Source organism: Pseudaestuariivita sp., assembly GCF_052825805.1.
In genome coordinates this window covers 14,671-36,989 of sequence record NZ_JBRBVB010000003.1, presented here as the reverse complement: position 1 = coordinate 36,989, position 22,319 = coordinate 14,671, and the positions used below count along the sequence as shown (strand labels likewise).

The 22,319-nt window shown below is 64.7% G+C and carries 20 protein-coding genes; 8 read left to right on the top strand and 12 right to left on the bottom strand.

Features of this window, described 5'->3' with window-relative positions; translation table 11 throughout:
- Positions 1-78: 78 nt before the first annotated feature.
- Positions 79-345, bottom strand: a complete 267-nt coding sequence (locus ACU0B3_RS04435) for a hypothetical protein (protein ID WP_446259615.1) — start codon at positions 343-345, stop codon at positions 79-81.
- A gap of 236 nt (positions 346-581) precedes the next feature.
- Between ACU0B3_RS04435 and ACU0B3_RS04430 the strand changes: the two genes are divergently transcribed.
- From ACU0B3_RS04430 to ACU0B3_RS04420, 3 genes are all read left to right on the top strand, one after another.
- A complete protein-coding gene (locus ACU0B3_RS04430; protein WP_446259614.1) occupies positions 582-1,169 on the top strand; it encodes a hypothetical protein in 588 nt (195 codons plus the stop codon).
- Between the two features lie 478 nt (positions 1,170-1,647).
- Complete coding sequence (locus ACU0B3_RS04425; protein ID WP_446259613.1) at positions 1,648-2,232, top strand: uracil-DNA glycosylase family protein; 585 nt, start codon at positions 1,648-1,650, stop codon at positions 2,230-2,232.
- A gap of 2 nt (positions 2,233-2,234) precedes the next feature.
- On the top strand, positions 2,235-3,023 hold the full coding sequence (locus ACU0B3_RS04420) for an SseB family protein (RefSeq protein WP_446260199.1): 789 nt from the start codon (positions 2,235-2,237) through the stop codon (positions 3,021-3,023).
- A gap of 213 nt (positions 3,024-3,236) precedes the next feature.
- Here ACU0B3_RS04420 and ACU0B3_RS04415 read toward each other — a convergent pair whose 3' ends face one another.
- The 6 genes from ACU0B3_RS04415 to ACU0B3_RS04390 are packed head-to-tail and all read right to left on the bottom strand — an operon-like array spanning position 3,237 to position 9,797.
- Positions 3,237-4,181 carry a 2-hydroxyacid dehydrogenase gene (locus ACU0B3_RS04415; protein ID WP_446259612.1) on the bottom strand — a complete coding sequence of 315 codons (945 nt, stop codon included), beginning with the start codon at positions 4,179-4,181 and terminating at the stop codon, positions 3,237-3,239.
- A gap of 13 nt (positions 4,182-4,194) precedes the next feature.
- On the bottom strand, positions 4,195-5,334 hold the full coding sequence (rodA, locus tag ACU0B3_RS04410) for a rod shape-determining protein RodA (protein WP_446259611.1): 1,140 nt from the start codon (positions 5,332-5,334) through the stop codon (positions 4,195-4,197).
- Positions 5,331-7,274, bottom strand: a complete 1,944-nt coding sequence (gene mrdA, locus ACU0B3_RS04405) for a penicillin-binding protein 2 (protein WP_446259610.1) — start codon at positions 7,272-7,274, stop codon at positions 5,331-5,333. The genes rodA and mrdA overlap by 4 nt, the downstream gene beginning before the upstream one ends.
- Entirely contained in the window at positions 7,271-7,813 is a 543-nt protein-coding gene (locus tag ACU0B3_RS04400) for a rod shape-determining protein MreD (RefSeq protein WP_446259609.1), read from the bottom strand. The genes mrdA and ACU0B3_RS04400 overlap by 4 nt, the downstream gene beginning before the upstream one ends.
- Positions 7,806-8,729, bottom strand: coding sequence for a rod shape-determining protein MreC (gene mreC, locus ACU0B3_RS04395; RefSeq protein ID WP_446259608.1), 924 nt, complete (start codon positions 8,727-8,729; stop codon positions 7,806-7,808). The genes ACU0B3_RS04400 and mreC overlap by 8 nt, the downstream gene beginning before the upstream one ends.
- A 24-nt stretch (positions 8,730-8,753) precedes the next feature.
- Entirely contained in the window at positions 8,754-9,797 is a 1,044-nt protein-coding gene (locus tag ACU0B3_RS04390; protein WP_446259607.1) for a rod shape-determining protein, read from the bottom strand.
- A gap of 266 nt (positions 9,798-10,063) precedes the next feature.
- Between ACU0B3_RS04390 and ACU0B3_RS04385 the strand changes: the two genes are divergently transcribed.
- Positions 10,064-12,565 (top strand): GcvT family protein, encoded by a 2,502-nt coding sequence (locus ACU0B3_RS04385; RefSeq protein WP_446259606.1) that lies wholly within the window; start codon positions 10,064-10,066, stop codon positions 12,563-12,565.
- 53 nt (positions 12,566-12,618) lie between these two features.
- Here ACU0B3_RS04385 and ACU0B3_RS04380 read toward each other — a convergent pair whose 3' ends face one another.
- From ACU0B3_RS04380 to ACU0B3_RS04370, 3 genes are all read right to left on the bottom strand, one after another.
- A complete protein-coding gene (locus ACU0B3_RS04380; protein ID WP_446259605.1) occupies positions 12,619-13,212 on the bottom strand; it encodes a LysE family translocator in 594 nt (197 codons plus the stop codon).
- 143 nt (positions 13,213-13,355) lie between these two features.
- Positions 13,356-14,156 (bottom strand): endonuclease/exonuclease/phosphatase family protein, encoded by an 801-nt coding sequence (locus ACU0B3_RS04375; protein WP_446259604.1) that lies wholly within the window; start codon positions 14,154-14,156, stop codon positions 13,356-13,358.
- Positions 14,157-14,216: 60 nt separating this feature from the next.
- A complete protein-coding gene (locus tag ACU0B3_RS04370) occupies positions 14,217-15,902 on the bottom strand; it encodes an acyl-CoA dehydrogenase family protein (RefSeq protein ID WP_446259603.1) in 1,686 nt (561 codons plus the stop codon).
- A 195-nt stretch (positions 15,903-16,097) separates the two neighbouring features.
- On the opposite strand from ACU0B3_RS04370, the gene ACU0B3_RS04365 reads away from it, so the two are divergent.
- A complete protein-coding gene (locus ACU0B3_RS04365) occupies positions 16,098-16,868 on the top strand; it encodes a TSUP family transporter (RefSeq protein ID WP_446259602.1) in 771 nt (256 codons plus the stop codon).
- Between the two features lie 25 nt (positions 16,869-16,893).
- Here the strand turns inward: ACU0B3_RS04365 and ACU0B3_RS04360 are convergent, their stop codons facing one another.
- Positions 16,894-17,430 (bottom strand): peroxiredoxin-like family protein, encoded by a 537-nt coding sequence (locus tag ACU0B3_RS04360; RefSeq protein WP_446259601.1) that lies wholly within the window; start codon positions 17,428-17,430, stop codon positions 16,894-16,896.
- Between the two features lie 158 nt (positions 17,431-17,588).
- On the opposite strand from ACU0B3_RS04360, the gene ACU0B3_RS04355 reads away from it, so the two are divergent.
- Positions 17,589-17,924, top strand: coding sequence for a DUF3140 domain-containing protein (locus tag ACU0B3_RS04355; RefSeq protein WP_446259600.1), 336 nt, complete (start codon positions 17,589-17,591; stop codon positions 17,922-17,924).
- Between the two features lie 52 nt (positions 17,925-17,976).
- Here ACU0B3_RS04355 and ACU0B3_RS04350 read toward each other — a convergent pair whose 3' ends face one another.
- Positions 17,977-19,575: a phosphoenolpyruvate carboxykinase gene (locus ACU0B3_RS04350; RefSeq protein ID WP_446259599.1), complete on the bottom strand. Its 1,599-nt coding sequence runs from the start codon at positions 19,573-19,575 to the stop codon at positions 17,977-17,979.
- A gap of 313 nt (positions 19,576-19,888) precedes the next feature.
- On the opposite strand from ACU0B3_RS04350, the gene ACU0B3_RS04345 reads away from it, so the two are divergent.
- The gene (locus ACU0B3_RS04345) at positions 19,889-20,590 is read left to right on the top strand and encodes a response regulator transcription factor (RefSeq protein WP_446259598.1); all 702 of its coding nucleotides are present in this window, start codon (positions 19,889-19,891) and stop codon (positions 20,588-20,590) included.
- Between the two features lie 15 nt (positions 20,591-20,605).
- Entirely contained in the window at positions 20,606-22,309 is a 1,704-nt protein-coding gene (locus tag ACU0B3_RS04340; RefSeq protein ID WP_446259597.1) for a sensor N-terminal transmembrane domain-containing protein, read from the top strand.
- Positions 22,310-22,319 lie beyond the last annotated feature (10 nt).

Below are 22,319 nucleotides of genomic sequence, written 5' to 3'. Positions count from 1 at the left end.
GCTGTGCGGCCATCGCAGCTTTTTGAGGATCGCTCAGATGCTCGATAGGCTGATCAGCAATGCTTTGAGCTCGGGCGCTCATGACGCGAGCCGGTCGATCTCGGCTTCAATGGCGGTTTCGTATGCCACCCGGACGACCTTCTCACCGGCGGCCTCAACCAATCGGTCGCGCAAGGCTCGACCCTTTACCCCGCCATGCAATCCGTATGCGCAAGAGCGCGCCTCATTCTGAGTGATGCCGTTCTCGTTGCACCAGGCTTGAAGCGTGGTGTTGCGAGAACGGAACCCAGCAAGCAGCGCATTATACAGATGTTGACCTGGGGTCGGGGTGAAGACGGCTCTCATCGCTCTCTCGCCAGTTGTTTAATACGTTATCTCTACCCACGATAAGACAGTATTGCCTTATCTCGTCAATACAAAAATGTCTTGTGAGATTAAATTGCCTTACAAGGCGAGGATTTCCTGCGTAACTCCTTCGTGTGTTGTTGAGCCGAGATCGTTCCGAAACCGCTAGAGCGGAGATCAAAGAGCTGGTACTGTCTGCTCTTAACGAGAAAGGCATATCCGCACGACGCGCGAGCATGGACGTGGTCGGCCACGATGGTTTGATCAGGAACATCAAGGACGGTCGAATGCCAGCCTTCGATGCTCTTGCCGCCCTCTTCGAATACCTCGGCCTCGAGATGCGCTACGGCCGCTTTTCAACCGATGATCCCGCGTCTCCCGACGTGATCTTTGCGAGCCCCGCTTCGAAGGAGCCTTCGAAAGCATCGTCAGAGGACTTCCTGCGCATCCCGTGGCTGTCGCCGGAAAGTGCCCGGCAAGAGCAGCCTCCGATCGCGATGCGCCGGCAATGGCTGGAGCGGCTTGACGCCAAGATCCACGACCTGGCCTTCTTCGAGCAGGTTGGCCGTGACCAGGCGCCACGCTGGCCCGATGGCACGGTCTATCTGATCGACAAGGGCAAGCGCCCGACCTCGACGCTCGACACATTTGCCGTTCGGATCGAGGGGCGCATCCAGATCAGGATGCTCCTCAAGCCGAACGAAGACACTCTCTTCGTGATGCGCAACGAGAGGGATCGCGATCCTGACATCGTCACGGGGCGCCAGCTGGCCGCGTACATGGTTCAAGGGCAGGCAATTTGGGCCCTTACGCCCGTCGCATAAGCAAAATCAGTTCCGACTTGATTGCATGTTCGCGACGTCGAAACCTTCAGCTTCAATCCCGTTACCTATTGCCCGGAAACGATTTTTTCCGGTTTTCGGTCCTCGCTTAGGAAGTCGGAACTCCAGTTCCGACTTAGAAATCCGTTTGGGCCCGCATTTTCAGCCGCCCGAGGCACGTTGCAGCCGGATTAAACGTGGTTTGAAAAGGGCTTAGCTGCTTGCCGGCTCATCGGCGTTCTGTGACAAAGGTCTTGCACAAATCGGTCCAGATCTGCCCGTTTTCGTGCTTTGTGCAAAACAAGTGTTCATCGCCTTTCCGCCGGCCCGAGCACGCCCCACAAGCCTGATTTTATTGGCTTTATCCGCCCTCTTCCGGCCTCACCCACGGTCTTCCGGTTTGTGCAAGACTTACTGTCACCTAACAACGGGTGTAGTGCCGCAGCATTGCAGAGGCCCCGGTCTCGCGGTAGGCGGCGCTATGGACGCGCTTATCTCGGACATCTCCTCTTGCCGGCTCTGTGCCGACCGGTTCGCGGCGACGGCCACCGCGCACACGCCGCGCCCGGTGACGTGGGTCTCCGCATCGGCGCGCGTCCTGATCGCAGGCCAGGCGCCCGGCGCACGGGTGCATGCCTCTGGGAAGCCCTTCACCGACCCGTCGGGCGACCGCCTGCGCGACTGGCTGGGATTGGACGAGGCGACCTTCTACGACACCAATCGCATCGCGCTGGTGCCGATGGCGTTCTGCTTTCCGGGCTACGATGCCAAGGGCAGCGACCTGCCGCCGCCGCCGATCTGCGCGCGCACCTGGCGGGCGCGCGTGATGGCGTCGCTCAACGGCATCAGGCTCACGATCCTCGTCGGCGGCTACGCGCAAAAGTGGCATCTGGGCGTCAAGTCCGGCGTGACGGACACGGTGGCCGCGTGGCGCGCCCATGCGCCTGCCACCTTTGCCCTGCCCCATCCCAGCTGGCGCAACACCGCCTGGATCAACCGCAACCCGTGGTTCAGCGCCGAAGTCCTGCCCGCGCTCAAGGCGCGCGTGACGGAGGTGCTGGCGTGACGATGGACGAGACCTACCTGACCCCGCTCGACGAGGCGCATGTGCTGATGCAGGCCGATGCGGAGGACGAGGCGGCGCGGCTTGGCTATTTCGCCCGGCTGGCTGCCGCGGAGCTCTTTATCCTGCTCGAAGCGCCCGCCGAAGGTGACGCGATCACGCCGATGCTGGCCGAAGAGGACGGCGCGACTTACGCGCTGGTTTTCGACACCGAGGACCGGCTGACCGCCTTTACCGGCGCGCCGGCGCCCTTTGCGGCCATGTCCGGGCGGGTGCTGGCGGGCATGCTCTATGGTCAGGGGATCGGCCTGGCGCTCAACCCCGAGGTCGCGCCGTCCTCCAATCTGCTTGATGCAGATGCCGTCGATTGGCTCGCCGAAACGCTCGATCAGGAGGCGGAGGAGGGCGAGGGCCAGATCGCCGCCCTCGGGGCGCCGCAGGATTTGCCGCAGCCGGTGCTGGCCGCTTTGGATCGGCGTTTGGCCTCGATGGGAGGACGCGCCACCCGCGCGTTTCTCGTGGATGCGCGCTACACCGACGGGCGGGACGGCACGCTGCTCGCCATCGTCGGCGCCGCGCCCGAGGCGCAAAGCGCGATCACCCGAGCCGTGTCCGAAATCGCCGCGTTCTCCGCCACTCCGCTGGCGCTTGATGTGGCGTTCTTCGAGCCGACGGACTTGGCCCTGGTGCCGATCTCCGAGGTTGGCCTGCGGTTCGACTTGCCTGAGCCGGAAGCGCCCAAGCCGCCCGTCGCGCCGGGCAGCGATCCGTCCAAGCCGCCGAAGTTGCGATAATCGGGCGATCTATCGATCCGATTTTAGAACTACAGAAGTTCACGCGCCGTCCCGCGGGGTGGCGCAATCGCGCCGCCCGTTTTGCCGGAGGCAAACCTACGGTTTGACGGGGGCGGGTCATGCCGGAGGCATGCCTACGGCATGACGCGGCCTGACAGTGCCTGTCAGGCGGGCGCTTTGAATTGAGGGGGCATGCAAAGGTAGAGGCCTGCCCTAATACCCCGCCTCACGATCAACGAGGTGCAGGAAAGGCTGCCCTGCCTCCCCACGCGCGATGTTCTCCGCGATCACCGTGGAGGCGGTGCTGGCCCGCGTCTCGGACGCGATGTGCGGCGTGACCGTGACCTTGGGATGCGCCCAGAAGGGGTGCTCGGACGGCAAGGGCTCCTCGCGGAAGACGTCAAGCGTCGCGTGACCGATCTGCCCGGCATCGAGCGCCGCGAGCAGCGCGTCGTCGTCGATGAGCGGCCCGCGCCCGGGGTTGAGGACAAAAGCACCCGGCGCTGTCAGGCGCAGCGTCTCGGCGTTCAGCACATTCTCCGTGGCCGGTGTGGCCGGCAGTAGGAGGATCACCACTTGCGCCCCCTCCAGAGCACGGGCAAGCCCGGCGTCTCCGCTGAAGGTCTCGATCCCCTCGACCGACTTCGGCGAACGGCTCCACCCGCGCACCGGAAAGCCAAGGCGCGTCAGCGCCTGCCCGCAGGCCGTCCCGAGCGCGCCGAGGCCGAGGATGGTGACCGGGCGCTCTTCGGCCAGCGGCGGGACGTGCCTGTCCCATGTGCTGTCTTGCCGCGTGATGTCGGCGTCCATCCCCAGATGGTGCCGCATCGTGTGGCCCACCACCCACTCGACCATGCCCTGCGTCAGGCCGTGATCGACCATCCGCGTCAGCGGCTGAGTGAGGGACGGGTTGTGCACGACCTCCTCCACGCCTGCCCAGATATTGAGCACGGCCTTGCAGCGGGTGTAGGGCGTAAAGTCCTGCAGGTGGCTGTTGGGCGCGTAGACGATGTAGTCGACTTCGGCAGGCGGCAGCTGCGCCTCGTCGGTATAGTTCGCCATCCGGTATTGGAGGTCCCGGGCCTCGAGCGCGGCGCGCAAGGGCGCCTCGTACTCGGCCCATCGCGCGGTGCGCGCGGCAAATTGGATCGTGATCACGGGGAAAGCCTCCTCAGCGCGGGCGGTGCACGTGGGCCGACTGCACGAGGCCAAAGCCCAGCATCAGGATCAGCATCGCCGAACCGCCATAACTCACCAGCGGCAGCGGCACACCCACCACGGGCGCCAGCCCCATCACCATCGACATGTTCACCGCAAAGAACAAAAAGAACGTCACGCCCACGCCGAGGATCAGCAGCGACGAGAACCGGTCCTTGTTCGCGAGCGCCGAGGCGATGCAAAAGACGACGATCAGCGCGTAGAGCACCAAGAGGGAGAAGGCGCCGAGAAACCCGAACTCCTCCGCCAGCGTGGTAAAGATGAAGTCCGTGTGCTTTTCCGGCAGGAAGTTGAGCCGCGACTGGGTGCCCTGCATGAAGCCGCGCCCGCTCCAGCCGCCCGATCCCAGCGCGATCTTGGACTGGGTGATGTGATAGCCGGCGCCAAGCGGGTCCGAGGCCGGGTCCAGAAACGTGTCGATCCGCCGGTACTGATAATCCTGCAAGAGCTGCCAGGTCGTCCCACGGCTCTGAAAGACGGCCGTCACGAGCGCGCCGACGCCCGCCAGCACGGTGGCGAAGTAGAGCCAGTGCACGCCTGCGAGAAACATCACGATGGCCCCTGCCGTCAGGAGCAGGATCGAGGTCCCGAGGTCCGGCTGGCTCAGCACCAGCGCCGTCGGCAAAAGGATCAGGAGGACCGGCAGCAGCACCCAAAGCGGGCGGGAGGTTTTTTGCACCGGCAGCCAGTCGTAATAGGCGGCGAGGATCAGGACGAGGGCGATCTTCATCACCTCCGACGGTTGCAGCCGCATGAAGCCGAGGTCGATCCAGCGCTGCGCGCCGCCCCCGGTGCTGCCGACGAACTCCACTGCGATCAGCAAGAGCAGCCCCACGATATAGGCCAGCACGGCCATGTTGCGCCAAAAGTAGATCGGCACCATCGCCACCACGATCATTGCGGCAAACCCGACGGCAAAGCGCTTCATCTGCGGCTCCGCCCAGGGCGTGAACGAGCCGCCCGCCACCGAATAGAGCATCAGGAACCCGACGCAGGCCACCGCCGCCAAGAGCAGCGCCAGCGGCCAGTTGAGGTAGAAGATCTTGCGAAAGCCCGAGGGGACGTATTTGACCGAATACTCGAGATAGCTCATGCGCGGCTCCCCAGCGCCACGGCGCCAAGCTCGCGCCGGAGCTTCTTGAGTTCGGCCTGTTGCACGCGGATGCGCTCACGGTCCTTGGTCGGGTAGGCGTCGAGCGGCGGGTCCTCGCCGTACAGCGCCTGCAGCGTGATGTCCCGCCCGATGGGCGCGGCCGCCTTGGAGCCGCCGCCCCCGTGCTCGACCACGATGGCCACGGCGATCTTGGGATTGTCGTACGGTGCATAGTTCACGAAGAGCGCGTGGTCCCGGCGCTCCCAGGGGAGGTCCTCGTTGCGGATGACGCCGCGGCGGCGCTCTTCGGGCGTGATGTTGCGGACCTGGCTGGTGCCGGTCTTGCCCGCCATGCGCATACCGTCGGCGATGATGCGGCTGCCATAGGCGGTGCCGCGGCGGTCGTTGGAGACGGCGTACATCGATTTGCGCACCATGCGCAGGTGGTTCTCGTTGAGATCGAGCGGCGCGCCCGCGCCGGTCGGCTGTTCGGCACCGTCGACCGTCTTGACGAGGCGCGGCGTCACGGACCGCCCGGTCGCGATGCGCGCCGTCATCACCGCCAGCTGCAGAGGCGTCGTGGCGACAAAGCCCTGCCCGATGGAGGCGTTCACGCTGTCGCCGATCACCCAGTCGTTGCCAAACCGCGCGCGTTTCCAGTCCCGTGTGGGCGCAACGCCGGTGGATTCCGCCGACATCGGCACGCCCAGCTTGTCGCCGAGGCCCAGCTTCTTGGCCATGGCCGAGATGCGCTCGATCCCGGTCTGCAGGGCGAGCTCGTAGTAGTAGACGTCACAGCTCTCGGACATCGACTTTTCAAGGTCGACATTGCCGTGGCCCGCGCCCTTCCAGCAATGGAACTTGCGGCCCGAGACCTCGAGATGGCCGTTGCATTTGAACGTGTCGTTTGGCCCGACGATGCCCGCATCGAGCGCCGCAAGCAGCGTAACCATCTTGAACGTCGAGCCGGGCGGGTAGGTGTCCTGCACCGTCTTCGACGCCAGCGGGCGGTGGTCGTTGTCCCGAAGGCCCGCGTAGTCGGCGACCGAGATGCCGCGCACGAAGAGGTTCGGATCGTAGGACGGCGACGAGGCGATGGCGAGAAGGTCCCCGGTCTCGCAATCCACGACGACGGCGCTGGCGCTCTCGTCGCCAAGCCGCGCCTGCACGTAGGCTTGCAGATCGTGGTCGACCGTCAGCTGCAGGTCCGATCCGGCTTGTCCCTCGGTCCGGCCAAGCTCCCGCATGACGCGGCCGGTATTGTTGACCTCCACCCGTTTGGAGCCGGCGGTGCCGCGCAAAAGGCTCTCTTGCCGCGCCTCGACGCCGACCTTTCCGATCTGGAAACGCGGGATGCGCAGGACCGGGGGCGGGTCTTCGTACCGGGACAGATCGCGCTCTGATACTGGCCCGACATAGCCCGCCACATGTGCGAACTCCGAGCCGAGCGGGTAGATGCGGCTAAGACCGACCTCGGCGGAAATGCCGGGCAGGGCGGGGGCGTTCACTTCCACGCGGCTGACGTCCTGCCAGGTCACGCGGTCCACGATGGTGACCGGCAAGAGCGGCGTCGCGCGAGACGCCTTCACCGCCTTCGCCCGGTCGTCGTCGCTCAGGTGCACGATCTGCGCCAGACGGTCGAGCACCATGTCCACGTCCGGCACGTCCTCGCGCACCATCACGATCCGGTAGGACGGCACGTTGTCGGCGATCACCACACCGTTGCGGTCAAAGATCTGCCCGCGCGCGGGCGGGATCAGGCGGATGTTGATGCGGTTCTCGTCGGCGAGCAGGCGGAAGGCGTCGGCCTCCTCCACCTGCAGGTGCTGCATCCGCGCGCCGAGCACACCCATGAACGCCAGCTGCGCGCCGCCCAGAAGCAGCCCGCGGCGCGAGATTTTGCGCGCTGAGAGCGCGGTATCGCGGGGTGAGCGCCTCACAGCCTGTGCCCCAGCGTATCGACCTCGCCGGGCGCCGTGCGGCGCAGGCCGAAGGCAAGCCGCGAGAGCACCATCAGCACCGGGATGGCGGCGGCGGTAAAAATCAGCTCGATCAGCGTCAGCGCCAACGGCGGGACCGGCACAAAGAGCGCAATCAGGATCAGCCGGTAGGCGAGGGTCACCGCGACAAGCGCGCCCACGGCGGTTGCCAATTCGGTGACCCAGCCCCCGTCCCGCATCGTGCGCGCGCGCCCCTTGAGCCACTCGGTCGCCATCACCACGAGCCCCGCCAAAAGCCCCGGCGGGCGTTGGAAGAGGAGGTCCGCCAGCAAGAAGACGAGTGCGATCAGCAGGATCGGCACATAGCGCGGACGCCGCAGCGCCCAGACAAAGGTCAGGGCGAGCATGAGATCGGGCGCGGGCCACCGGCTCCCCAGCGCGTCCGTCGGCAAAAGATAGACCACCAGCACGCCAAAGCAGAGCGCGACAAACGTCGCCCGCATCGTCCAGACATGCGACAGGTCCGCGCGCTCAGCCATCACTGCCCTCCGCCAGATCGGTCACGTCCGCCGCTTCCTCTGCCGGGCTCGGAGGTATTGCGGGAGGCAAGAGCGCGGCGGCAGCCGGGCGCTCGCGCCGCGCGTGATCGCGCAGGATGCGCAGGAATTCGAGCTGCTCGTAGTCCGCCGCCAGCCGCACGCGCATACGCCCGCCGGGGTCGATCACCACCTCGCCCAGCAGCAGCCCGGGCGGGAAGACCCCGCCCTCGCCCGAAGTCACCACACGGTCACCGGGGCGCACTTCTGAGGGGTTCTCGACAAAATCCAAGGGCGGCGCGACCTGGTTGTCGCCGATCACCAGCGCCTTTTGCCCCGAGGCGGGCAGCGTCGCCGGCACCCGGCTCGCCCCGTCGGTCAAGAGGATCACCCGGGATGTCGAGGCACCGACGCCCGAGATGCGCCCGACGAGGCCGAGCCCGTCCATCGCCGCCCATCCGTCGACGATGCCGTCGCGCGCGCCCACGTTGACCAGCACTGTCTGCCGGAACGGCGAGCCGCTGTCAGCCAGCACCACACCCGTCACGAAAGTCAGCCGCGGGTCGAGCCGCACGTTGTTGAGATCGAGGAGCCGCGCGTTCTCCTGCTCCAGCTGGAGGGCGGCTTCCTTCCACGCCTTCATCTGCTGCAGCTCGCGGCGCAGCTCGCGGTTCTGCTCGGTCAGGCGCTGGTAGGATTGCACGTCGCTGACGAGGCTTAGCCCGGCGTTGACCGGCACCATCGCCCATTCGAACCCCGGCATGACGCTGTCGATCACCGCGGCGCGGAACCGCTCGACGCGCGGGCTGTCGATCCGCCACACGAGGAACAGACCCAGCAGGCACAGCACCACAACCCCCGTCAAAAGACGTTTCAGCGGGGTGGTGTAGTCCTCTGCGCTGGTCCTCTCCCGAGCCATGGCATCCCTCTACCCAGGCCGTATTTACGAGTCGTAGTCGATGGCGTGACGGAGTTGCTTTTCGTATTCTAGCGCCTTGCCGGTGCCCATGGCGACACAATTCAGCGACTCGTCGGCGATCGACACCGCAAGCCCCGTTTGTTCGCGCAGCGCGAGATCGAGATCTCCGAGCAGCGCGCCGCCACCCGTCAGCATGACGCCACGGTCGACGATGTCGGCAGCCAGATCCGGCGGGGTCGCTTCTAGCGCGGTCATCACCGCCTCGCAGATCGCCTGCACCGGCTCGCTCAACGCCTCGGCCACTTGCGCCTGCGTGATGTCGGTCTCCTTCGGCACGCCGTTCAAAAGGTCGCGCCCGCGGATCTGCATCGACGCGCCGCGCCCGTCGTCGGGCATCCGCGCCGTGCCGATGGAGGTCTTGATCCGCTCCGCCGTGCTCTCGCCCACGAGCAGGTTTTGCTGGCGCCGCAGGTAGGAGATGATGGCCTCGTCCATCCGGTCGCCCCCGACGCGCACCGAGCGCGCATAGACGATGTCACCCAGCGACAGGACGGCCACCTCGGTGGTCCCCCCGCCGATGTCGACAACCATGTTGCCGGTGGGATCGGTGATCGGCATGCCCGCCCCGATGGCGGCGGCAATTGGCTCTGCAATCAGACCCGCGCGGCGCGCTCCGGCGCTCAGCACCGACTGACGGATCGCGCGCTTTTCCACGGGCGTTGCGCCATGCGGCACACAGACGATGATCTTCGGCTTCGAAAAGGTCGAGCGCTTGTGCACCTTGCGGATGAAGTGCTTGATCATCTCTTCGGCCACATCGAAATCTGCGATCACGCCCTCGCGCATTGGGCGGATCGCCTCGATCGAGCCGGGCGTGCGCCCGAGCATCAGCTTGGCGTCCTCGCCCACGGCCAGAACTTTCTTCTGCCCGTCCTTGACGTGGTAGGCGACCACCGAAGGCTCGCTCAGGATCACGCCGCGCCCCTTGACGTAGACCAGCGTGTTCGCGGTCCCCAGATCGATCGCCATGTCGGACGAGAAAAGCCCAAAAAGATCGGACACTGCCATGTGCGGTGCGCCTTTGCCTGCAAGAAACCAATGGAGCCCCGAAGCGATGCATCCCGGGTGGGGCGTGGCGCCTTATATCGACGGCTCCAAGCGGTTTGAAGGGGGGCTTGCGGAGGAATCAGCGCATTTTTGCTAGTCGGTCTTTGCATGGCTTGGCGTGTCGGCCCGCCATGTCGTTTCCCACGCCAAAGGCGTCGGGTCCTTCCGCCAGCGCGCGCCGCGGCGGGATACACCAACGCAGGATGTAGAGGCCCGGAGGCGCAGCCATGAAGACCCATGTCAAAGCTCTTGTTGTCGGCGGCGGCGCCGTTGGCACGTCGATTGCCTACCACCTTGCACGCGCCGGCTGGGACGACGTGATGCTGCTGGAGCGGGACGAGCTGACGTCGGGCTCCACATGGCACGCGGCGGGCCTGCTCCCGTACTTCAACATGTCCTATGCGACGACCCACATCCACGACTACTCGATCAAGTTCTACAAGACGCTCGAAGAGGAAACCGGCCTCAACGCCGGGTTCTCCATCGTCGGCAACCTGCGCATGGCCCAGTCCAAGGCGCGCATGGACGAATACATGCTCTACGCCTCCACCGCCGAAACCTGCGGTGTGCCGTATGAGTGGATGACGCCGGCAGAGATCAAGGAGCGGTGGCCGCTGGTGCGCACGGACGACCTCGAAGGCGCCATCTACCACCCGACCGATGGCTACATCAATCCGGCAGACGTCACGATGGCGATGGCCAAGGGCGCCCGCCAGCGCGGTGTGATGATCGAGCGCAAGTGGCAGGTGGACGCCTACCACTGGACCGGCGAGCACTGGGACGTGACCTGTACCAAGATGGTGGACAAAGGCGGCAATCTGGTCGCGACCGAGGAGCAGATCACGATCCACGCCGAGCACGTCGTAACGGCGACCGGCAACCACGCACAGCGCACGGCCAAGCTCCTCGGCATCAAGCACCCGGCGATCCCGGTCGAGCACCAGTTCATCGTGACCGAGCCCGACGCCGCCCTCGTGGAATACCGCAAGACCAACGGCGAACACCCGGTCCTCCGCGACGCTGACGCCAAATGGTACGTGCGCGAAGAGCGCGGCGGCTGGATCCTTGGCCCCTACGAGCGGAACGCCCCTGCGCGGTTCGAATACGGCTGCCCCGACAGCTTCCGCGCCGACCTCTTCCCCCTCGACCTCGAACGGATCGAGGAAGAGTACATGTCGATGATCCACCGCATCCCGTCGTCCGAGACCGTGGGCCTCAAGGACGACTACAACGGCCCGATCTGCTACACTCCCGACGGCAACCCGCTCGTCGGTCCCGCTCCGGGGCTGCGCAACATGTGGCTCGCCGAAGGCTTCTCCTTCGGGATCACGGCGGCGGGCGGCACCGGCTACTACCTCGCCCAGCTGATGGTCGAGGGCGAGGCGGAGATCGACATGGCCTCCCTCGATCCCAAGCGGTACTCGCAAAGCTGGATGACGACCGAGTACGCCGCGCGCAAGAACGAGGAGTGCTACGAGCACGTCTACATCCTCCACCACCCCGACGAAGAGCGTGAAGCCTGCCGCCCCCTCCGCACCGCGCCAGCCTACGACCGCCAAAAGGCGCTGGGCGCGCAGTTCGGCTGCGTGAACGGGTGGGAACGTCCTAACTACTACGGGCCTGTGGATGCGCCCGAAGGGTTCGACCACGACGCCCGCTCCTTCCGCCGGGGCGGCTGGTGGGAGTACGCAAAGGCCGAGGCCGAAGCCGTCCGCAAAGGCGTAGGCCTGATCGACGCGACCGCTTTCACCAAACATGTGGTCAAAGGGCCGGGCGCGACGGCCTTCCTCGACTGGTTTACCTGCAACAAGCTGCCCAAAGTGGGCCGGATCAACCTGACCTACGCGCTCACCTCGGCAGGCACGACGCGCACCGAGTACACCATCGTCCGCAATGGCGAGAACAGCTACTACCTCGTCTCCGCGGGTGCCTGGACCGAGTACGACGCCGACTTTTTGCGCAAAGCAGCCGAGGACAAGGCGGGCGAATTTGGCTACATCGAAATCCAGGATGTGACCTCGCAATGGGGCGTCTTTGCCATCGCCGGACCCAAGTCGCGTGACGTGCTGCTTGAGGTCATCAAGGACGCCGATCCAGATACCGCGCTCTCGAATAAGCGCTTCCCCTGGCTCTCCGCCCGCCAGATCGAGCTCGGCATGTGCCCGGTGAACGCCATCCGCGTGGCCTATACGGGCGAGCTCGGCTGGGAGCTGCACCATCCGATCGAGATGCAAAACTACCTCTGGGATTTGCTGATGGAGGCGGGCGAAAAGTACGGGATGAAGCTCGTGGGCGCGCGGGCGCAGAACTGGCTGCGCCAGGAAAAGAGCTACCGCGCTTTCGGCACCGAACTTGGCCGCGATGCGACCCCGCTCGAGGCGGACCTGCCGCGGTTCGTGGACCTGTCGAAGGACTTTCACGGGAAAGAGGCAATGGAGGCGATCGGCATCCGCTCGAAATGCTGCACGCTCTTGATTGATGGACCGGACAACGCCGACCCATGGGGGCGCGAGGCGCTCTACGATGGCGAGACCCGCGTGGGTCGTTTGACGTCGGGCGGCTATTCCGTCGCCTTCGGCAAATCCATCGGCATGGGTTACCTGCCCACTGCGCTCGCCGTGCCGGGCACGAAAGTTCAGGTGAAAATGCAGAACAAGCTTTGGGACGCAGAAGTCACCGTGGACAGCCCGTACGACCCGAAAAACGATACAATCCGCAAGGATGGGTGACATCACCCATCCTACCAAAGCCGCCTGACCCGTAGGATGGGTGCTCGCACCCATCACCCGCCCTGCGCAAAAAACGCTAGCGCAACGACGATCAGCATCGACGCGGCCATGCCCACGTTGATCGCCCGTTGCTGCCCCTCCGGCAGGTTGAGCCGCCGAAGCGCGCTCCCGAACCACACCCACAAGATGTGCAGCGGCAGCCAGATCGCGTTGAACACCAACGCCTTGACCAGAACTTCGGTCAGATAGGCGTCGGGGTAGAGCGGAAAATTCGCAAAGAGGAACGTGTTGACCACATACGCCTTGGGGTTGATCGGCTGGAGGAGAAACCCTCCCAGCACCCCCGGCTCCTTCTCCGCGTCGATGAAGGCGATCCTGGACCCCGCGAGCCCGATCTTCGCCGCGAGGTAAAGCAGGTAGAGCGTCGAGACGACCATCAGCACCGTGCGGATCACCGGGCTCGCCAGGATCAGCGCCGCAAGCCCCGTGACCACAGCCAGCATCACCACCGCATTGCCGATCATCAGCCCCAGCACATAGCGCACTCCCGCCCGCATCCCGAACGCCGCACTCACGCCCGCCGCACTCAGCACCCCCGGCCCGGGTGTGATGATCAGAAAGAAGATCGCGGCGGCGAAGGTGAGCATGTGTCGGAGCGCTCCTGTCAGGGATACGCAACCCTGCGCAGAATGCTTCGGCGCAGGCAATGTGCCAGCGCCCTTGTCGTGAGGTATTTCACTGCCGCAAAGAGGCCCCGGATCAGGTCCGGGGCGGGAGCTTTCCCAAGCTGCTAGATCTCCAAGATCAGCGGGCAATGGTCTGAAACTTCGGGATCATAGATCACGTCGAAGCTTCTGACCGCGCTTTCCTCATTGATCAGCATGTAGTCTGCAAAGCGTCCCGGTTTCTTGTACTGCGTGTTGCGTGTGCTCTCAAAACCTCGCGCCGTCACCAAGTCGGTCAGTCCGGCACTGCTCAGGATCGCCAGCGTTTCGCTCCCCGGCTCGACATTGAAATCGCCGCAGACCACTTCGAGATCGCCCGGCTGCGCCAGACCACGCGACAAGTCGAGCAGTTTGTGCGCTTGCGCCGTGCGCTCTGGCGTATCCATCTTGCCGTTAAGATCGCGCAGGCCGTGCATGTGAGTGACACTGACGGCGCGGCCGGCGTCGTAGTCCCACACCCGAACGCCATGCGCGCTGCGCGACCGCGGGTGATCGCCGTAACCGACCGGGGAATAGTCCTTGTGCACAAAGCCCTGCACCTGCCCGATGATCGGCAGGGAGCGGTGGACAAAAGTTGCAAGGCCCCATTGCGACGGGATCGACGTCTCATCGTCCCAGAGCACGCCTTGCGCCGCCGGACAAAAGATCGCGACATGCTCCGGCAGTGCCGCGCTGACATCACCAAACAGGTTGGCGCGTTGCGGCAGAACATGATCCCCGTCCCGATAGGTCAGCCAGTCTTTCTTGGATGCCGGGCTGTGAATAACCTCTTGCAAGCACAGAATATCGGGAGCCGTGCGGGCGAGGTAGGGCAGCAAGGCCGCATGGAGTTTTCCGCCCCACCCATTCAGGCACATGATGTCCATTGTCTGCTCCTAACTTAAGAAGCAGACACTCGCTGTAACTGCCAAAAGACGCAAGTTGGCTCAGGCCAGCAGCCGCCGCGCGATGACCTGCGCTTGGATCTCGGCGGCGCCCTCGAAGATGTTGAGGATGCGGGCGTCGCAGAGGATGCGGGAGACCTTGTACTCGAGCGCGAAGCCGTTGCCGCCGTGAATTTGCAACGCGTTGTCCGCCGCAGACCACGCGACGCGGGCGCCGAGTAGCTTGGCCATGCCGGCCTCGAGATCGCAGCGGCGCTCTTCGTCCTTTTCGCAGGCGGAGAAGTATGTCAGCTGCCGCGCCACCATCGTCTCGACTGCCATCATCGCCAGCTTGGACGCGACGCGCGGGAAGGCGATGAGGGGCTTGCCAAACTGCTTGCGGTCCTCTGCGTATTGCATCGCCACATCGATTGCCGAGCAAGCCACCCCAACCGCGCGGGCGGCGGTCTGGATGCGGGCGCTTTCAAAGGTCTGCATGAGCTGCTTGAAGCCCTGACCCTCGACACCTCCGAGCAGGTTCTCACCCTTCACGGCGAACCCGTCGAAGTTGACGGTGTATTCCTTCATGCCCCGATAGCCGAGCACCTCGATCTCGCCGCCGGAGATGCCGGGGTCCTGCCAGGGCGCCTCGTCGGTGCCGGGCGTCTTTTCGGCTAGGAACATCGACAGGCCCTTGTAGTCGTCGGTCCCCTCGACCGAACGCGCGAGCACGGTCATCACGTGGGTGCGGGCGGCGTGGGTGATCCAGGTCTTGTTCCCGGTGATCTGCCAGTCGTCGCCGTCACGCGTCGCCTTAGTGCGCAGCGCGCCGAGGTCAGAGCCGGTGTTCGGCTCGGTAAAGACCGCCGTCGGCAGGATTTCACCAGAGGCGAGACCCGGAAGCCACTTCTCTTTCTGTGCGTCCGTGCCGCCGCAGAGGATCAACTCGGCGGCGATCTCGGAGCGGGTGCCGAGCGAGCCGACGCCGATATAGGCGCGCGAAAGCTCTTCGGACACGACGCACATCGAGGCTTTCGAGAGGCCAAGCCCGCCGTATTCCTCTGGGATCGTCAGGCCAAAGACGCCAAGCTCAGCGAGTTCCTCGATGATTTCCATCGGGATCAGCTCGTCCTTGAGGTGCCATTCGTGCGCATGCGGCTCGACGCGGTCGAGGGCAAAGCGGCGGAACTGGTCGCGGATCATCTCCAGCTCTTCATCGAGGCCCGAGGCGCCGACGGTCGCATTGGCCTTTTGCTCCTGCATCAGCTCGACAAGGCGCAGGCGCGCGGCTTGCGTGTTGCCCGACTGGGTGAGCGTCATCACCGCGGGGCTCATGAGCGCGCGCTGGTCCTCCTGGCCAAGGCCGAGGTCCTGCATCCGCACGATTTCGCCCTGGTTCATCTGGATGCCGCCGTAGAGCTGCCAGAGGTACTCGCCAAAGGCGATCTGGTGGATCAGCTGCTCGGTCTCGCGGAACTTGCCGTCGGCCTCGAGCGCCTCCGCCCACGCCTGCATCTGACGCAGCGCCTCGACGTAGGTGGCAAGCCACGCGAGGCCATGCGCCGCTGTCTGGTGTGCCTCGACGAGCGCGCCGGACACCCGTCCGTCCTGCGTAACCAGCGCCGCCACGGACGCCTTGGCGCGCGCCAGGATATCCTCGGCCGGCGCCACGGCCTGCCGCGTGAGGTCCAGCAGATCGGGCAGCAGTGCCGGTGTTTCGAGCATCATGTCCTGACCATCATGCGCCATGGGAATCCTCCGTCATGTGTTGCAGGTGCAGTAGTCTTTTCGCAGTTGCAGCGCAACAAAAATACCGCGCACTGCTTAGATGTGTTTTATTCTTGCGTCATGGTTGCCGCATCGGCGGGGCAAGCAGGCTTGGCCTTCGCTGCCTCACACGCTTTTCGCGCTGCGGCTCCGTGACGCGGATGGTAGAGAGTGCCGATGGACCTCCTGCTTGCTCAAGTGCCCGTGCCGCTTCTTGTCCTGGCTGCCAGCGTTGCCTGCGTCGCCGGCATTGTCAAAGGGCTCGTCGGGTTCGCCATGCCGATGATCCTGATCGCGGGGCTCAGCAGCTTTCTGGCACCCGAGCTGGCGCTGGCGGCGCTGATCCTGCCGACGCTGGTGACCAACGTGCAGCAGGCGCTGGCGCAGGGCGCTGCCGCCGCGTGGCGCGATGCCAAGGCGTTCCGGCGGTTTTTGATCGTCAGCAGTGTGTGCCTCGTGCTGATGGCGCAGGTGGTGCCGTATCTCGATGCCGCGCTCTTTTTCGTGCTGCTGGGCGTGCCGGTGCTGGTGTTCTCGCTGGCGCAGCTTTGGGGGTGGACGCCTCCGCTGCACCGCTATTCCCGCACGCGGGTGGAGACCGGGGCAGGCGTCATCGCAGGCACGATGGGCGGGCTGTCCGGCGTCTGGGGACCGCCTACGGTGATGATGCTGACGGCGTTTGGCACGGAAAAGGCCAAGCAGATGCGGGTGCAAGGCGTGATCTACGGGCTGGGCGCGGTGCTGCTGGTGGGCTCGCACCTGGCGTCTGGTATCCTGACGGGCGCGGGGCTGGTCCTGTCGGTGCTGATGGTCGTGCCAGCGATGCTCGGCATGGCGCTCGGCACGTTGATGCAGCCGCGCATCGACCAGGCGATGTTCCGGCGGCTGACACTGATCGTTCTGCTGGTGGCGGCGGCCAACCTGATCCGGCGGGGACTGATGGGGTAGGGTGGGCCGAGGCCCACCTTACCGCCTAGACCGCACCGGTGTACTCGCCGCGGGCCGGGTAGCTCTTGTCGATGGCGAAATCGAGCGCGCCGACCAGCTCGGAGAAGTGCGGCCGCACAAACGGCATCGTCTGCACCGAGCCGTAATAGAGCGTCTGCTCGGGCGTCACCATGAACAGGCCCGGCTCGGAAAAGAGCGCCGGCTCCTCGATCCCGATAGAGGTCTTCCCGCGCGAGGTCGAGATATAGAGCCCCCAGTCCCGCGCCACCTGCAGCGGCAGGTCGTAGGCAAAGCGCAGGTGCGCGTTCTCGATCTTGTCCGCCATGGCCTGCGCGCGCTCTTGCCCGTCCGAGGACACCGCCACGCTGTCCACACCGCGCTCGGCAAAGGCGGGGGCGAGCTTGTCGAACTCTTTGAGATACGTGGCGCAAAGCGGGCAGTGCAGCCCGCGGTAGAAGCACACGATCGTGCCGCGCTCCGAAGTCTGGGCGGAGAGGTCAAATTCGCTCCCGTCGAGGGTCGGCAGTTTCAGGTCGGGTGTCTTTTGGCGGGGTGTGAGCATCGGGAGGGCCTTTTTGGTGTGTCAGCGGCTTGGGTCTGCGTCCGTCTGTCGCACACACGGCGCACCGGCAAAACCCCACCTCACGAAGCTGTGCAAATTGCGGAACGGCATGCCTTTCTCACGCGCTGTGCTCTCAAACAGCAAACGGAGAGTGCCGCATGAGCGAGAAATCAAACGCCCAAATCTGGGACGAATGGCAGGACCTGGTGAACATGGCGCCGCAGGAGCTGGAGGATTGGCTCGAGACGGATGAGAGCAAATCCGTCGGCGACAGCGACTCGGGCGAGAGCACAGGCCACAAGTCAGGGCGCAGGATCGTAGAGATCAAGCGCACCAACAAGGACGACCTGACCGAGGACCAGTGGGACCACATGGCCAAGGTCGTCGGCTACGTCAAACGGCACCTGAGCCAGGGCGGGCCGGACTCAGATGTCGAAACTTCGGCCTGGCGGTATTCCCTGATGAACTGGGGCCACGATCCGCTAAAAGACTAGCATGCGCGGCGCACCCCATAATTTTCGCAAGAAAATTATGGGGCTCTAAGCCTCAGCCGATCGCCACGGCCTTAACGTCGTCGTCGATATGCGGGATATATTGCTCGAAGTTGTCGGCAAACATGCCCACGAGTTTCTCCGCCATGGCGTCATAAGCGGCCTTGTCCGTCCAGGTGCGGCGCGGATCGAGCAGCACCTCCGGCACGCCGGGCGCGGCGACCGGGACTTCAAACCCGAAGTTGGCGTCCTTGCGGAACTCGGCATCCGCGAGCGAGCCGTCGAGCGCGGCGGTCAGCAGGGCGCGCGTCGCCTTGATCGGCATCCGCTCGCCCTCGCCAAAGGCACCGCCGGTCCATCCGGTGTTCACCAGCCAGCAGGTCGCGCCGTGCTTGGCGATCTTTTCGCGCAAAAGGTTGCCATAGACCTCCGGCCGGCGCGGCATGAAGGGCGCGCCAAAGCAGGTGGAGAACGTGGGCTGCGGCTCGGTCACACCCCTCTCGGTGCCGGCCACCTTGGCCGTGAAGCCACTCAGGAAGTGATACATCGCCTGCGCCGGGGTCAGCCGCGCGATGGGCGGCAGCACGCCAAAGGCGTCGCAGGTCAGCATGATGATGTTCTTGGGATGGCCCCCAAGCGCCGCCGGCGACGCGTTCGAGATGTAGTGCAGCGGGTAGGCGCAGCGCATGTTGGCCGTCAGGCTGTCGTCCTCGAAATCGAGCTCGAACGTCTCGGGGTCGAACACCATGTTCTCGATGATGGTGCCGAACTTGGTCGTGGTCGCGTAGATCTCAGGCTCGGCTTTCTCGCTGAGGTTGATCGTCTTGGCATAGCATCCACCCTCGAAGTTGAAGGTGCCGCGGTCGGACCAGCCGTGCTCGTCGTCGCCGATCAGCACGCGGTCGGGATCGGCGCTGAGCGTCGTCTTGCCCGTCCCCGACAGACCAAAGAAGACCGCCGTGTCGACCGGATTGCCCGGCGCGTGGTTGGCCGAGCAGTGCATCGGCATGATGCCTTTCTCGGGCAGCAGGTAGTTGAGCAGGGTAAAGACCGATTTCTTGTTCTCGCCCGCATATTCCGTGCCGCCGATCAGGATCAGCTTGCGGTCGAAATTCATCGCGATCACGGTCTCGGACCGGCAGTTGTGCTTGGCCGGGTCCGCCTGGAAGCTCGGGCAGTTGATCACGGTGAAATCGGCGGAGAAGTCGTCGAGCTCAGACCGCTCGGGACGGCGCAGCATGGTGCGGATGAAAAGCGAGTGCCAGGCCAGCTCGGTCACGACGCGCACGTCGATGGCATGCGCCGGGTCGGCACCGCCCACGAGGTCCTGCACGAAATAATCGCGCCCCTTCATGTGGGCCAGCATGTCGTCGTAGAGCGCGTCAAAGCCCTCTTCGGACATCTCCGCGTTGTTCTCCCACCAGATGCTGTCCGCGACCGAAGGCGTCCGCACCACATGTTTGTCCTTGGGAGAGCGGCCGGTGAACTTGCCGGTCGAGCACAGGAACGCGCCACCCTGTCCCAGCGTGCCCTCGCCGCGCTTGAGCGCCTCGGTGATCAGGGCAGGCTCGGCGTAGTTGTAATAGACGTGGCCTAGGCCTTCGATCCCCTGGTGGGACAACTGAAAGTCGGGGTTCACACGTCCATGTTCCATGGCTAGTCGCTCCTGATGGCCGAATTTGTTTCGGCGGATGAAACGCTCTTAACATGGCAATTTTTGGCCTGAACAGGTGCAGCCGCAAGGTTAGCGCAAGCGGTCGGCATGTTTGCGCAATCACGGCAACAGGTTAGCGCCACCAAGGACAAAAGGTGCACAAAACCAGAGGCAAATTAGTCAAGCCTTCACCAATTGTGGTGGAAATTTGGCACAGCTCGCGGCTGATTCGCAGTTTGCGATTGATTGTAAAGATGGAAACCGCTCATAAAGATCAAAAATATAAAAATGAGCAGTACGAAGGATCAGACACATGTCGAAGATCGCTCTTGTCGATGACGACAGGAATATCCTGACGTCCGTTTCGATGACCCTTGAGGCGGAGGGGTTCGAGGTCGAAACATATAACGATGGTCAGTCTGCGCTGGACGCATTCAACCAAAAGTTGCCGGATATGGCCGTGCTAGACATCAAGATGCCGCGCATGGACGGCATGGACCTGTTGCAGCGGCTGCGCCAGAAAACCACGATGCCGGTGATCTTTCTGACGTCCAAGGACGACGAGATCGACGAGGTGCTCGGCCTGCGCATGGGCGCGGACGACTACGTGAAAAAGCCGTTCTCGCAGCGCCTGCTGGTCGAACGCATCCGCGCGCTCCTGCGCCGTCAGGACGCGGTGTCGGGCGATCTCGGCGGCGAGGCCGAGGATGCCAAGCTGATGGTGCGCGGGGATCTCTCGATGGACCCGCTGCGGCACGCCGTGAACTGGAAGGGCAAGGACGTCTCGCTCACCGTGACGGAATTCCTGTTGCTGCAGGCGCTGGCGCAGCGTCCGGGCTTCGTCAAGTCGCGCGACCAGCTGATGGACGTGGCCTACGACGATCAGGTCTATGTCGACGACCGCACAATCGACAGCCATATCAAGCGTTTGCGCAAGAAGATGCGCGCCGTCGATGACGAGTTTTCGGCGATCGAGACGCTCTACGGGATCGGCTACCGCTACAACGAAGAATAACGTGAGGCGCGTCTGATGGCTCTGGCCGAACGCATAGACTTCACGCCCCAGGCCCCGAAGGACGCGCCGCGTCGCGGGGCCGAGGTCGTGCTGGGTGACGACTGGATCGCGCCGCGAGGCATGGTCGAGGATGAAGTGCAGGAGCGGCGCGCGCGCAGGGGGCTTTTCAGCCTCAAACGCTCGCCGCTGACGCGCAAGATCATCACGTTCAACTTGATCGCGCTGAACATCCTCGTTGTCGGGATTCTCTACCTCAACTCGACACGCGACTCGCTGGCCATCGAACGGGCGGCGTCGCTTGTGTCCGAGGCCGAGCTTGTGGCTGACGTCTTCGAGGCGCAGTCCGGCGCGGATGTTGACAGCCAGGCGGTGCTCGACAACCTGGACTTGCGCGGCGGGGTCAAGGCATTCGTGTTCGACACCGACAGCGCGCTGGTGGCGCGCAGTGTCGGGGACCGCGCGCCGTCGTTGCGCCGCGCGTCCGACGAGCCGCAGTCGACGGTGATCGTGGACGCGCTGTCCTGGCTGTGGGGCGCGGGCGCCTCGCTGCTGTCAGGCGAAAGCGACTTGCCGCCACCCCCTCTCGAGACGCAGATCGCCGACATGCTGGCGCCGGGGCTGGCAGGCCAGACCAAGGTGTCCATGGCGCTTGGACCGGATGGTGGCGCGATCTACACCGTGAACACGCCCATATTCGATGACGCGGGCCAAGTGACGGGCGTCGTCGCCATCGCCAGCGCCGCCGGTGAGATTGAGGCGACGGTCCGCGCCGAACGCGAGTCGATGCTGCAGATGTTCGTGATCGCAACGCTTGTCTCCATCGGCCTGTCGCTGGTGCTGGCCTCGACCATCTCGAACCCGCTGTCGGACCTCGCGACTGCCGCCGAAGTTGGCCGGTCGCGGGACAAGGGCAAGTACTCCTCGGGCCGCATCCGCATCCCGGACCTGACAGCCCGCCCCGATGAGATCGGGCGCCTCTCTGGCGCGCTCCGCGGCATGGTCTCGGCGCTCTACGACCGGATCGACGGCAACGAACAATTCGCCGCCGACGTCGCGCACGAGATCAAGAACCCGCTCGCCTCCCTCCGCTCCGCAGTGGGCACCTTGCGCGTCGCAAAACGGGACGACCAGCGCGAAAAGCTGCTCGATGTGATCGACCACGACGTGCGCCGCCTCGACCGGCTGGTGAGCGACATCTCCAACGCCTCCCGCCTCGACAGTGAGCTGGTCAAGGAGGAGCAGGAAGCGTTCAACCTCTTGGACATGCTGGGCAATCTCGGTCAGTTCCTCGGCGAGGATGCCAAGTCCAAGGGCATCGACTTCATCACCGACCTGCCGGACGAGCCGATCGTGATCCACGGGCTCGAGGCGCGGCTGGCGCAGGTGTTCGTGAACCTCATCACCAACGCGATCAGTTTCTGCGAGCCGGGTGACGCGATCCGCATCTGGGCGCGGCGCAAGGACGACCGCGTGCTGGCGGTGGTCGAGGACACAGGACCGGGTATCCCCGAAGAGGCGCTGAACAAGATCTTCAAGCGGTTCTATTCCGAGCGACCAGCGGGTGATTTTGGCAACAACTCTGGCCTTGGGCTGGCGATCTCGAAACAAATCGTCGAGGCACATGGCGGCGTCGTCTGGGCGGAGAACATCCGCCCGACCGAGGCCGACGTGACCTCCGAGCCGCTGGGCGCGCGTTTCGTGGTGGGTCTGCCCGTCTGACCGGACGGGC